The following is a 13,090-nucleotide window of genomic DNA, read 5'->3' on the forward strand; positions in this document are numbered from 1 at the left end:
TTTCTTAATATACCCTTTGATGAAGCCATAAAAAAACCCACCAAGCGGTGGGTTCTTAATATGCGGTTAAGCGCTAATTTTACTCAGGAAGCACATCGTCTTCTTGCTGAGGTACCGCTTCCTCTGCTTTCATTGTTTTAGAAAGCAAAAGTTCTTGGCGGATCTTGGTTTCAATCTCGTTTGCGATCTCAGGGTTCTCTTTCAAGAACTTCATTACGTTCGCTTTACCTTGACCAATGCGGTCGCCCTTGTAGCTATACCAAGCACCCGCTTTATCAACTAGCTTTTGCTTAACACCAAGGTCGATAAGCTCAGCTTCTTTGCTGATACCTTCGCCGTAGCGGATCATAAATTCAGCTTGCTTAAACGGAGGTGCAACTTTGTTCTTCACTACCTTAACGCGAGTTTCGTTACCAACTACCTCGTCGCCTTCTTTCACTGCACCAATACGGCGAATGTCTAGACGAACAGAAGAGTAGAACTTAAGCGCGTTACCACCGGTTGTAGTTTCTGGGTTACCAAACATAACACCAATCTTCATACGAATTTGGTTAATGAAGATACACAGTGTATTTGAACGCTTGATGTTTGCAGTTAACTTACGCAACGCTTGCGACATTAGGCGCGCCTGAAGACCAACGTGAGAATCACCCATGTCACCTTCAATTTCAGCTTTAGGTGTAAGCGCCGCTACCGAGTCAACAATAACAACATCTACCGCACCTGAACGTACAAGCATGTCGCAAATTTCTAGCGCTTGCTCACCAGTATCAGGCTGAGATACCAATAGTTCGTCGATGTTTACGCCTAGTTTTTCAGCATATACCGGGTCAAGGGCGTGTTCCGCATCAACGAAGGCACAGGTTTTACCCTTGCGCTGCGCTTCAGCAATAACTTGAAGCGTTAGCGTGGTTTTACCTGATGATTCAGGACCGTAGATTTCGACAACTCGTCCACATGGCAAACCGCCTATACCTAGAGCGATATCAATGGTAAGTGAGCCAGTAGAAATCGCTTCAATATCCATGGCTTGGTTATCGCCTAAACGCATGATAGCGCCTTTACCAAATTGCTTTTCAATTTGGCCAACTGCGGCGGTTAAAGCTTTTGATTTGTTATCGTCCACGTATGTATCCTCTAGGATTTGCGGTTAAATTCTGTATTGGTGTTTTCCATATCTTGTATGAAATTACCAAATAATGATCACATTCTATACTGTACAAGCATACAGTTTCAACCAGTGTTTTTAATTTTCACTCAACATTTTAACTAAGTGAGTAACCGCAAAGCTAATAGCGTGTTGACGTACTTCGTCGCGATTGCCGCTAAACACCTGTTTAATTTGCGCTTCGTGTTCTCCACATAAAAAGCCAAACCATACCGTGCCCACTGGTTTTTCTTTGCTACCACCGCCAGGACCGGCAATGCCACTCACCGTTACAACAAGTTGCGCTCCGCTATTACGGCGCACGCCCTCTGCCATTTCAATTACCGTTTGCTTCGACACCGCGCCGTACTCTTTTAGCGTCTGCTCTGTTACGCCCAGTATGCTTTGCTTTGCGTCGTTTGAGTACGTCACCCAGGATTGGTTAAACCAATCAGAACTGCCAGCCACACTGGTAAAAGCAAAAGCGACTCCTCCGCCTGTACACGACTCAGCGCTTGATACAGTCCAACCTTTTTCCCTTAGTGCGTCGCCTAACACCTGAACTTGCGCAGATAATGCGCTATCAAGCGTTAAAGGGGTGGCGTTTGCTGTCGAATCAGTTGAAAATGTTGTGCTCATTTGGATATACCTAATTACACCTGTTGTGCTTTATCAGATCTTCGCTTGATCTTAGTGGGCGTGAGTTTATCATTTATTCCCCTCAACAGGCATTAAACCCAGCAACAAATTCGCAGAGGCATTTTTTGGAATCACATACTCCTATGATGCGCCAATACCTGACTATTAAGGCGCAGCATCCGAATATTTTACTGTTTTATCGCATGGGCGACTTTTATGAGTTGTTTTACGACGATGCCAAAAAAGCTGCTGAATTACTGGATATCTCATTAACAGCCAGAGGAAAATCTGGTGGTGAACCTATTCCTATGGCTGGTGTGCCTTATCATGCGGTAGAAAGCTATCTGTCACGCTTAGTGAAAATGGGCGAGTCAGTAGCCATTTGTGAACAGGTAGGCGACCCAGCCACCAGTAAAGGCCCTGTTGAACGCGCAGTACAACGCATTGTTACGCCCGGTACAGTCACCGACGAAGCGCTGTTAGAAGAACGTCGCGACAATATTCTGGCCGCCGTTTGTGGTCACAGTATGCACTATGGGCTGGCAACCCTAGATGTTACAAGTGGTCGTTTTGTTGTGTTTGAATGTGACAGCGATGAAAGCCTACTTGCTGAAATTCAGCGCATTAACCCAGCTGAACTGCTCTATCCTGAAGGATTTGAAAGCTTAGCATTGGTTGAAAACCGCAAAGGACTTAGACGCCGTCCTGAATGGGAATTCGACATTGATACCGCCACAGAGCAATTAAACGCACAGTTTGAAACCAAAACATTAGATGGCTTTGGAATAAAAGGCGTCACAAAAGGCTTAGGCGCAGCGGGCTGCGTTTTACAATATGTAAAAGATACCCAGCGCACTGCTCTGCCTCACATTCGCCGCATTCAGACCGAACAGCAAGACAGCCGCGTTCAGCTTGATGCTGCCACCCGCAGAAACCTAGAACTTACCCATAATTTGTCGGGCGGACAGGTAAATACGCTGTTCAGCGTGATGGATACCACCACTACGGCCATGGGTAGTCGTATGCTACAGCGGGTTATTCACTCGCCTTTAACCGACCAGCATGAGCTGCACAGCCGTTTAGATGCTGTTGAAACGTTTATTAATGATGACCCTGAAGATATTCGCACCGCGTTAAAGCACATTGGTGATATAGAACGTATTATGGCGCGCTTAGCCCTTCGTTCAGCCAGGCCACGGGACTTTGCTCGCCTAAAAAATGCGTTTAATGCGCTGCCTGATTTACAAGATGCCCTAGCGCGATTCGACACAGGCCAAATCAGAAGTATCAGCGAAACCATTGGCACTTACCCTGAGCTTCAAGCTCTGTTAAATGATGCCATTATCGATAACCCGCCAGTGGTAATACGGGATGGCGGCGTGATTGCCGAGGCCTACAACGCCGAACTTGATGAATTGCGCAAGCTATCACAAGGAGCTACCGACTACTTAGACGCTATGGAACAGCGTGAACGCGAGCGCACCGGCATTTCTACGCTAAAAGTGGGCTATAACAAAGTTCACGGGTTCTTTATTGAAATTAGCCGGGCGAACAGTGCATTGGCGCCCGCTGAATATATTCGAAGACAAACCCTTAAAAACACTGAACGTTATATAACGCCAGAACTTAAAGAGCACGAAGATAAAGTGCTAAGCAGTCAGGGTGCTGCACTTGCTCTTGAAAAGCAGCTTTACGAAGCCTTATTCGACAACTTTGCGCCGCACTTAAACAACTTAATTGAAACTGCCGCGGCGCTAGCCAAGCTCGACGTGCTGTGCTGTTTTGCCGAACGCGCAGTCTCCCTTGATTGGTATCGACCTCACTTGAGTCAAGAATGTGCGCTTACTTATGATGCCGGCCGCCATCCTGTGGTTGAGAATGTAATGAAAGACCCCTTCATTGCCAACCCGCTACAGCTAGATACCGAGCGCCGCATGCTAATTATTACTGGCCCGAACATGGGCGGGAAATCAACTTACATGCGTCAAACAGCGCTGATTGCGTTACTAGCCTGTATTGGTAGCTTTGTACCTGCTGAAAACGCCCACATAGGAAAGCTTGACCGTATCTTTACCCGCATTGGTGCATCAGATGACTTAGCCTCAGGTCGCTCTACCTTTATGGTTGAGATGACAGAGACAGCGAACATTCTCAACAATGCCACAGAAAACTCTCTGGTATTAATGGATGAAATAGGCCGTGGCACCAGTACCTATGATGGATTGTCTCTGGCGTGGGCATGCGCGAGTTATTTGGCAAAACAGCTAAATGCTTATACGCTTTTTGCCACGCATTATTTCGAACTTACTGAACTTCCAGAAACCCAAAGTGGCGTAGTGAATGTGCACTTAGACGCGATGGAGTTTGAAGATACCATACGCTTCATGCATACCGTGTCAGAAGGCGCGGCGAGCAAAAGCTTTGGTTTACAAGTTGCCCAACTTGCAGGCGTACCTAAGGCGGTAATAAAAGCGGCGCAACAGAAGCTTGCGGTGTTGGAATCATCACACCTTATGACCAGCACGGAAGATGAAACAGAGAACGCCAACGACGAGGCTTTTGTAGCGAAGAGCTCGGTAAAAGGTGCAAATAAAACAAGCGCATCAGGTAAAGCCACATCAAATACCAAAGGCCAAGCTGAAATGCTATTTCCTGATAAGCCGCACCCGGTTGTAGAAGCCCTTGAAAACTTGTCACCCGATGAGCTATCACCGCGCCAAGCGCTAGACCTTATCTACACACTTAAGCGCCTGAGCCAGTCTTAAAGCAAGCTTAAGCGCGTATAAATTGCGCATCATGTGGGCAAATTGATTGTCTGCCCACATGAATTTGCGTATACTATCGCCCCGTCCAAAGTGTAGCTGGTTTTGTTCTAAACTCAGCCTATATTTACCATACAACCCAAACGTTCTAGGTTTCGCATGACAAATTATATTTTCGTCACCGGTGGTGTAGTTTCATCGCTAGGTAAAGGTATTGCTGCAGCATCGTTGGCCGCAATTCTGGAAGCTCGCGGTCTCACCGTAACCATGTTAAAACTCGACCCTTACATCAATGTCGACCCAGGCACTATGAGCCCTATCCAGCATGGTGAAGTATTTGTTACCGATGACGGCGCTGAGACCGACCTTGATCTTGGTCACTATGAGCGTTTTATTCGCACCCGCATGACCAAGCGCAACAACTTCACTACCGGCCGTGTATATGAAGAAGTATTAAAGCGCGAGCGTCGCGGTGATTACCTTGGTGCAACAATTCAGGTTATCCCTCATATCACCAATGAAATTAAGCGCCGCGTAATTGAAGGTGCTGAAGGTCATGATGTAGCTATTGTTGAAGTGGGCGGAACCGTAGGTGACATCGAGTCACAACCTTTCTTGGAAGCAATTCGTCAGCTAGGTACCGAAGTAGGTCGTGAACGCGCTATGTTCATGCACTTAACGCTAGTACCTTATATGCCAGCATCAGGTGAAGTAAAAACTAAGCCTACGCAGCACTCGGTAAAAGAGCTTCGCTCTATTGGTATTCAGCCAGATATTCTCGTTTGTCGTTCAGTAGGTGCATTGCCGGCCAGTGAGCGCTCGAAAATCGCCCTATTCACAAACGTTGCTGACAAAGCCGTTATTTCTTTGAAAGACGTAGACAGCATTTACCGCATCCCTGCTGCACTTAAAGCACAAGGCATGGATCAGCTAGTTGTAGACCGCTTCGGTCTTGAGTGTGAAGAAGCCGACTTATCTGAGTGGGAACAAGTACTTTACGCAGAGTCAAACCCTACTGCAGAAGTTAACATTGGCATGGTAGGCAAGTATGTTGAATTACCTGACGCTTATAAGTCTGTTAATGAAGCGCTTAAGCATGCTGGCCTTAAAAACCGTCTAACTGTGAACATCCACCACATTGACTCACAAGACGTGGAAAGCAAAGGTACCCAAATTCTAGAACAACTAGATGCTATCTTAGTACCTGGCGGCTTTGGTGAGCGCGGTATAGAAGGCAAAATTGCTGCTGCGCGTTATGCCCGTGAAAACAAAGTCCCTTACCTTGGCATTTGCTTAGGTATGCAGGTAGCACTTATCGAATTCGCTCGTAATGTTGCGGGTATGAAAAACGCGAACAGCACAGAGTTTGACTCTGAAACCCCTTACCCTGTAGTCGGCCTTATCACTGAGTGGTTAGACGCAGCCGGTACAACTGAAACTCGCACTGAAAACTCAGATCTTGGCGGAACTATGCGCTTAGGCAGCCAGCTTTGCCACCTTATTGAAGGTACAAAAGTTCATGAGATGTATGGTAATGCCGAAATTTATGAGCGTCACCGTCACCGTTATGAAGTGAACAATAACCTGCGCGACCAAATTGAAGCTGCGGGATTGAAAGTAAGTGGTTTGTCCACTGACAAGCGACTTGTAGAAGTGGTGGAAATCCCTGATCATCCTTGGTTCATTGCGGGCCAATTCCACCCTGAGTTCACATCAACTCCTCGGGATGGACACCCATTATTCACTGGTTTCGTTGCTGCGGCAGGAAAATACCAGAAAGAAAATCACTAATTTCTAATAAAAGGGGTGCTCTCTCCCGTTGCACCCCATTCAATTGTTGAGGAAAAAACATGGCGAAAATTAGTCGCATTATCGGACGCGAAATCTTAGATTCACGCGGAAACCCTACCGTAGAAGCAGATGTATACTTAGAATCAGGCGTAATGGGCCGTGCTGCAGCACCATCTGGTGCCTCTACTGGTAGCCGCGAAGCACTAGAGCTACGCGACGGCGACAAGTCTCGTTACCTAGGTAAAGGTGTAACAAAGGCAGTTGCAGCAGTTAACGATACCATCGCGCCAGCGCTTATCGGCAAAGACGCACTAGCGCAAGCTGATATCGACGGCATCATGATTGACCTTGATGGCACAGAAAACAAAGAAACCCTTGGTGCGAACGCAATTCTTGCAGTTTCTCTTGCTGTAGCTAAAGCGGCTGCAGCGGAAAAAGGCGTAGCGCTTTACGAGCACATTGCAGACCTAAACGGTACATCTGGCCAATACTCTATGCCAGTACCTATGATGAACATCATCAACGGTGGTGAGCACGCTGACAACAACGTAGACATTCAAGAGTTCATGGTACAGCCTGTTGGCGCGAAGAGCTTTAAAGAAGCACTACGTATGGGTGCTGAAATCTTCCACGCACTTAAGAAAGTACTTTCTGCTAAAGGCCTTAACACGGCAGTTGGCGACGAAGGTGGTTTTGCACCTAACCTTAGCTCAAACGCTGAAGCGCTTGCAGTAATCGTAGAAGCCGTTGAAAACGCTGGCTATAAAATGGATGAAGACATCACCCTTGCACTAGACTGCGCGGCGTCTGAATTTTATAAAGAAGGCAAATACGTACTATCTGGTGAAGACAAGAGCTTCGATTCAGAAGCGTTTGGCGATTACCTTGCTGACCTTTCTTCACAATACCCAATTGTATCTATTGAAGACGGCCTGGACGAAAGCGACTGGGACGGCTGGGCAAGCCTAACTAAGAAGATTGGCGACAAAGTACAGCTAGTTGGTGACGACTTGTTTGTAACTAACACTAAAATTCTTAAGCGCGGTATTGATAACGGTATTGGTAACTCAATCCTTATCAAGTTCAACCAAATCGGTTCACTAACTGAAACCCTTAACGCTATTAAAATGGCAAAAGATGCGGGCTTTACAGCAGTTATCTCTCACCGTTCTGGTGAAACTGAAGACGCCACTATTGCCGACCTAGCAGTAGGTACAGCGGCGGGTCAAATCAAGACGGGTTCACTATGCCGTTCTGACCGCGTTGCTAAGTACAACCAATTACTTCGTATTGAAGAAGCACTAGGTGACGCTGCAATTTACAAAGGCCGTAGCGAAATCAAAGGTCAATAATTTAAGCTTGAAACAATGATGAAAAGCCGCTTTACATAGCGGCTTTTTTATGTCTATTTTTCGCCTTGTTTAATGAAACCATGTAGCAACAAGCGCCTAATCTTGCTAGGGTTAAAAGACTTTAGACAGGTATTTGATAATCCCGATGGCTTCAAGCGACAAACTTTCCCACTCTATACCCAACTCCCAAGTTGGCTTTTTCAGTGAAGCTGGTGAACTCGGCGGAAGCCACCCTCAATTCAATGAAATATGTACCGCTCTGTATGAAAGAGAAATCGTCTCTCTAGCTCATAGCGAGATAAAAAACCTATCGCTGATTAAGCGTCGAATGGGCGGGCTTCCTTATCACGTGAAAGCTATTGCTCGATATATGATTAGTAATGGCATCGCAAACAATCCATCCCCGCTAAAAACAGATACCCATAATGGAAGTTGGTATGCCAAGCAATCTGCAAAGTGCCCCGGCATTAATCATTTAGACGATGTAGAAAAGCGAGAAGCGTGGTATAGAAAAAACGCTAGGTATGGTCTTGTTGTACCTGTTTTAATTTTAAATATGGAAGGCTCTCACATTGAGCTTGATTCCATTGACATGGTAAACCAAGACAATACCCAGCTCCATCTGAACAAAAATGGATGGTTTGCTAATACAGGGGAGTGCATTTCTTCAACCCCACTACGCGATGAAATGGAAGCGGCCACGGCACTTTCAGTTCAAAACAAAATACTGCTGCGGCCTTCAAAGGCGATAATGACCGCTGCATGCTGTGGCCACGCATGGAGCTTTAAATCCAAGCGTTCACCACGTGCCTTATCCCTTCGCGAAATGCGCTTATCTACTCAAATCAACTGGAAGAACTTTACGCTGTTTAATAGGTAACAAAGCCTCGGAAAGAATAAAAACCCAGTATGCCCGCATAAAAAACCACAATATCTTTTGCATCTCTACAGCCAAATTTAGTACAAACATCCTAACCAACATCATCTATAGTAAATCCCCCCCTCATAAATGGCTGTAGCTACTGGTTTCGTTGCTCTCAGACCGAGATCGTTAGGACACATATCCTAAATAATTAAAAGGAAGTATTTATACACGAAAAATATACTCATTATTGTAAACAATGGTTGACCTCTTCATGCCACATGGGTACATTGTCGCTATCAACTTGGTCAGCAAAGAAACAACAACAAATGCGTATTCGTTTCCTTCTTCTATCTCTACTCCTTATGGCAGCCAGACTGCACGGGTAGATTGCGACCAGCGATTTAATTTCACAAAAACCCGTGCCAAGCACGGGTTTTTTTTTAACTATTCAACTGAGAGAGCGTCATGACAAATCAAGTGAAGATCTTTGATACCACATTGCGAGACGGCGAGCAGGCCTTACCTGCAAGTCTAAGTGCCAAAGAGAAACTGCAGATCGCCCTGGCGCTCGAACGGTTAGGCGTTGACATCATTGAGGCAGGCTTTCCTGTCTCTTCACCCGGTGATTTTCGCTCTGTACAAATGATTGCCAAAGAAGTTAAGAACTCTATCGTTTGTGGCCTATCTCGCGCATTGCCGGGTGATATTGATGCATGCGGACAAGCATTAAGCGTTGCTGAGCAATTCAGAATTCACACCTTCATCGCAACGTCAGAGATTCACGTAGGTGCGAAGCTTCGCAAATCACAAGATGAAATTGTAGATATGGCCGTAGCCGCGGTGAAACATGCACGTAAGTATACTGACGATGTAGAGTTTTCCTGTGAAGATGCGGGGCGTACCCATATTGATTACCTATGCCGAATGGTTGAATCAGCGATTAGCGCTGGCGCGACCACGGTAAATATTCCGGACACCGTAGGCTACACAACACCTACAGAGTTTGGCGGTATTATTCAGCAATTGTTTAATCGCGTTCCAAATATCGATAAAGCAACCATTTCAGTACATTGTCACAACGACTTGGGCTTAGCGGTAGCAAATTCATTAGCAGCTGTTGAGCAAGGTGCCAGACAGGTTGAATGTACGATAAACGGTATTGGCGAGCGTGCTGGTAATGCATCACTTGAAGAAATTGCTATGATCTTGCAAACCCGTAAGAATATGTTGGGCTTTGAAACTAACATTAATTCTACCGAAATATCGCGCACATCTAAGCTAGTCAGCCAGCTTTGTAACATGCCAGTTCAATCAAACAAGGCCATTGTTGGCGCGAATGCGTTTAGCCATTCATCTGGTATTCACCAAGACGGTGTCTTAAAAGCGCAAAATACCTATGAAATTATGACTCCAGAAAGTGTGGGTATTAATAAGAACAACCTAAACTTAACGTCACGTTCTGGCCGTCATGTGATTAAGCATCGCTTAACCGAACTTGGCTATAAAACCGAAGACTATGACTTAGAAGCGGTGTATGACGCATTCTTAAAGTTAGCGGATAAAAAAGGCCAAGTATACGATTACGACCTTGAAGCCTTGTTGTTCTTCGATAAGCAAAAGCACGACCAAGCACACTTCCAGTTGCTTTATCTTCAAGCGAATTCAGGGCGTGAAATTATTCCAAGCGCCACCGTTAAAATGAAAGTGGGCACTGAAGAAATTACCCAGTCTAGCATTGGAAACGGCCCGGTAGATGCGGCTTATAAGGCCATCATGTCTATACTAGGTCACGAAGATCTAGAAGTTGTCGACTTTAAACTAGATTCAAAAGGTGAAGGTGCCGACGCTTTGGCGCAAGTGAGCGTTATCGCTACATATAAAGGCCGTCGTTTCCATGGAATCGGCTTGGCTACAGATATTGTGGAAGCCGGCGTTAAAGCCCTTATCTTTGTATTAAACAACACATATTTAGCCGATCAAATTGATCAGCAAAAAAATCAACAAGAACGCGTTGCAGGAGTTTAAATGAGCCAGTATTCAATTGCCGTATTAGCCGGAGACGGTATCGGCCCAGAAGTTATGCAGGAAGCCAATAAGGTTTTAGATGCTGTTGAAAAGAAGTTTAACGTCACCCTCAACCGTACTGCATATCCTGTAGGTGGCTACGCCATTGATACTGAAGGCGAAGCGCTACCCTCAAAAACGCTTTTGGGCTGTGAGCAAGCCGATGCGATCTTGTTTGGCAGTATCGGTGGCCCTAAGTGGGACACCTTGCCGTTAGAGCAACGTCCTGAGCGTGCCGCACTACTTACCCTTCGCAGTCATTTTGACCTGTTCAGCAACTTGCGCCCAGCTCGCATTTATCCGGGCCTTGAAAGCCTGTCTCCCCTTCGTGAAGACATTGCCAAATCAGGCGTAGACATTTTAGTTGTGCGTGAGCTAACCAGCGGTATTTACTTTGGTCAGCCTAAGGGCCGAGAAGGTGAAGGCGAAGAAGAGTTCGCGTATGACACTATGCGCTACAGTAAACGTGAAATTCGCCGTATTGCTATTGCAGCGTTTGAAGCAGCACAGAAGCGTCGCGGCAAAGTGACGTCGGTGGACAAAGCCAACGTACTGGTAACCAGCCGCTTATGGCGTGAAATTGCTGAAGAAGTCGCAAAAGACTATCCAGATGTAGAGCTAGACCACATCTATATAGACAACGCCACTATGCAAATAATGAAGAACCCAGCGCAGTTCGATGTGATGCTGTGTTCAAACCTTTTTGGCGATATCGTTTCTGATGAATGCGCTATGATGACGGGCTCTATGGGCTTGTTGCCATCGGCAAGCATGAACGAGGAAGGCTTTGGCCTTTATGAGCCAGCAGGCGGTTCGGCCCCAGATATTGCAGGCCAAGGCATTGCTAACCCTATCGCACAAATTTTATCGGCCGCCATGATGCTGCGTTTCAGCATGAACTTGAATGATGCTGCCGACGCAATTGAAAAGGCAGTAGTGGCAACGCTAGAAGCAGGAGTACTTACGGGCGAGTTATTACCTGCAGATAAACGCAGCCAAGCGGCAAGCACGTCGCAAGTAGGCAATGAAATCGTTAAACAATTAATGGCGCAGGAGTAAAACAACCTCATGGCCAAGACCTTATATGACAAAGTGTGGCAAGCCCACATTATTGACCAAATCGGTGAAGACAGCTTAATTTATATCGACCGTCACCTAATTCACGAAGTGACGTCACCTCAGGCATTCGCTGGCCTTAATGAAAAAGGCCGTAAAGTACGACGCCCTGATCGCACGGTTGGCACCATGGATCACAGCATTTCAACCCGTTCATTGGCAATTGATGCCTGTGGTCCGGCGAATGCGCTTCAGCTACAAACCTTGGCAAAAAACTGTGAAGAACACGGCATTCAGCTATTTCCAGTGGGCCACCAGAAGCAAGGTATTGTGCACGTTATGGGCCCTGAATTAGGTCTAATTCAGCCTGGTATGACGGTGGTGTGTGGTGACTCACACACTGCAACCCACGGTGCATTTGGTGCGCTGGCATTTGGTATTGGCACCTCTCAGGTAGAGCATGTATTGGCCACGCAAACGTTGAAACAAAGCCGCGCGAAAAGCATGCTTATCAACGTAAATGGCAAGCTTCCTGTCGGTATTACCGCAAAAGACATCATTCTTGCCATTATCGGCAAAATTGGCCACGCTGGCGCTACTGGCCATGTCATCGAATACGCAGGTGAAGCTATCCGCGGTTTGAGCATGGAAGAGCGGATGACTGTGTGTAACATGAGTATTGAAGCTGGCGCGAAAGCTGGCCTTGTTGCACCAGATGAAACAACATTTGCTTACCTTGAAGGCCGCGAATACGCACCTAAGGGTCAAGACTGGGAAGACGCTGTCGCTTATTGGAAAACCCTTTATACCGAAGAGGGCGCAACCTTTGACACTGTGGTTGAACTTGAAGCGGCAGATATCGCTCCTCAGGTTACGTGGGGCACCAACCCAGGCCAGGTTATTGGCGTAAACACACCGGTACCTGCTCCTGAAGATTTCAGCGACCCGATTGAAAAAGAAAGCGCGGTAAAAGCACTAGAGTATATGGGGTTAAAACCCGGTGAAAAGCTTGCTGACGTTGCAGTAAACCACGTATTTATCGGCTCATGTACCAACGGTCGTATTGAAGATATGCGCGCAGCGGCACAAATCGCCAAGCGCGGTAAAGTCGCCGATTCAGTGACTGCGATTGTCGTTCCAGGGTCGGGTAACGTTAAACGCCAAGCTGAAGCAGAAGGCTTAGATAAAATCTTTATCGATGCTGGCTTTGAGTGGCGTTTGCCAGGTTGCTCTATGTGCCTTGGTATGAATGACGACAAGCTAGTGGCAGGCGATAGATGTGCCTCTACCAGTAACCGTAACTTTGAAGGCCGTCAAGGCCGTGGTGCGCGCACTCACTTGGTAAGCCCAGCAATGGCTGCCGCTGCTGCAATTACCGGTCGCTTTGCTGACGTTAGAGATTATCAGGAGTAAC

The 13,090-nt window shown here is 46.6% G+C and carries 9 protein-coding genes; 7 read left to right on the forward strand and 2 right to left on the reverse strand.

What is annotated here, in order from left to right; genetic code table 11:
* Positions 1–79: 79 nt before the first annotated feature.
* Positions 80–1,126 carry a recombinase RecA gene (gene recA, locus QME20_RS08735; RefSeq protein WP_014948506.1) on the reverse strand — a complete coding sequence of 349 codons (1,047 nt, stop codon included), beginning with the start codon at positions 1,124–1,126 and terminating at the stop codon, positions 80–82.
* 120 nt (positions 1,127–1,246) lie between these two features.
* Positions 1,247–1,786 (reverse strand): CinA family protein, encoded by a 540-nt coding sequence (locus QME20_RS08740; RefSeq protein ID WP_239238500.1) that lies wholly within the window; start codon positions 1,784–1,786, stop codon positions 1,247–1,249.
* 143 nt (positions 1,787–1,929) lie between these two features.
* On the opposite strand from QME20_RS08740, the gene mutS reads away from it, so the two are divergent.
* The 7 genes from mutS (at position 1,930) to leuC (ending at position 13,089) form a co-directional block, all read left to right on the forward strand.
* Entirely contained in the window at positions 1,930–4,551 is a 2,622-nt protein-coding gene (gene mutS, locus QME20_RS08745; protein WP_281715810.1) for a DNA mismatch repair protein MutS, read from the forward strand.
* Positions 4,552–4,707: 156 nt separating this feature from the next.
* Positions 4,708–6,339 (forward strand): CTP synthase, encoded by a 1,632-nt coding sequence (locus QME20_RS08750; RefSeq protein ID WP_168462612.1) that lies wholly within the window; start codon positions 4,708–4,710, stop codon positions 6,337–6,339.
* A 59-nt stretch (positions 6,340–6,398) separates the two neighbouring features.
* Positions 6,399–7,691, forward strand: a complete 1,293-nt coding sequence (gene eno / locus QME20_RS08755) for a phosphopyruvate hydratase (protein ID WP_281715797.1) — start codon at positions 6,399–6,401, stop codon at positions 7,689–7,691.
* A gap of 145 nt (positions 7,692–7,836) precedes the next feature.
* Positions 7,837–8,571, forward strand: a complete 735-nt coding sequence (locus tag QME20_RS08760; RefSeq protein ID WP_281715798.1) for a hypothetical protein — start codon at positions 7,837–7,839, stop codon at positions 8,569–8,571.
* A gap of 450 nt (positions 8,572–9,021) precedes the next feature.
* A complete protein-coding gene (gene leuA / locus QME20_RS08765) occupies positions 9,022–10,581 on the forward strand; it encodes a 2-isopropylmalate synthase (RefSeq protein WP_075176065.1) in 1,560 nt (519 codons plus the stop codon).
* A complete protein-coding gene (gene leuB / locus QME20_RS08770) occupies positions 10,582–11,679 on the forward strand; it encodes a 3-isopropylmalate dehydrogenase (protein ID WP_168462614.1) in 1,098 nt (365 codons plus the stop codon).
* A 9-nt stretch (positions 11,680–11,688) separates the two neighbouring features.
* Complete coding sequence (gene leuC / locus QME20_RS08775; RefSeq protein WP_168462615.1) at positions 11,689–13,089, forward strand: 3-isopropylmalate dehydratase large subunit; 1,401 nt, start codon at positions 11,689–11,691, stop codon at positions 13,087–13,089.
* Position 13,090 lies beyond the last annotated feature (1 nt).

This window comes from Alteromonas sp. CyTr2, assembly GCF_947311905.1.
Lineage (GTDB): Bacteria > Pseudomonadota > Gammaproteobacteria > Enterobacterales > Alteromonadaceae > Alteromonas > Alteromonas macleodii.

What these genes read in the sequence shown, in the direction of transcription:
- QME20_RS08740 (WP_239238500.1), bottom strand. Translation starts at nt 1,786, where the DNA reads ATGAGCACAACATTTTCAACTGATTCGACAGCAAACGCCACCCCTTTA.
- leuB (WP_168462614.1), top strand. Translation starts at nt 10,582, where the DNA reads ATGAGCCAGTATTCAATTGCCGTATTAGCCGGAGACGGTATCGGCCCA.
- leuC (WP_168462615.1), top strand. Translation starts at nt 11,689, where the DNA reads ATGGCCAAGACCTTATATGACAAAGTGTGGCAAGCCCACATTATTGAC.
- QME20_RS08760 (WP_281715798.1), top strand. Translation starts at nt 7,837, where the DNA reads ATGGCTTCAAGCGACAAACTTTCCCACTCTATACCCAACTCCCAAGTT.
- leuA (WP_075176065.1), top strand. Translation starts at nt 9,022, where the DNA reads ATGACAAATCAAGTGAAGATCTTTGATACCACATTGCGAGACGGCGAG.
- eno (WP_281715797.1), top strand. Translation starts at nt 6,399, where the DNA reads ATGGCGAAAATTAGTCGCATTATCGGACGCGAAATCTTAGATTCACGC.
- mutS (WP_281715810.1), top strand. Translation starts at nt 1,930, where the DNA reads ATGATGCGCCAATACCTGACTATTAAGGCGCAGCATCCGAATATTTTA.
- QME20_RS08750 (WP_168462612.1), top strand. Translation starts at nt 4,708, where the DNA reads ATGACAAATTATATTTTCGTCACCGGTGGTGTAGTTTCATCGCTAGGT.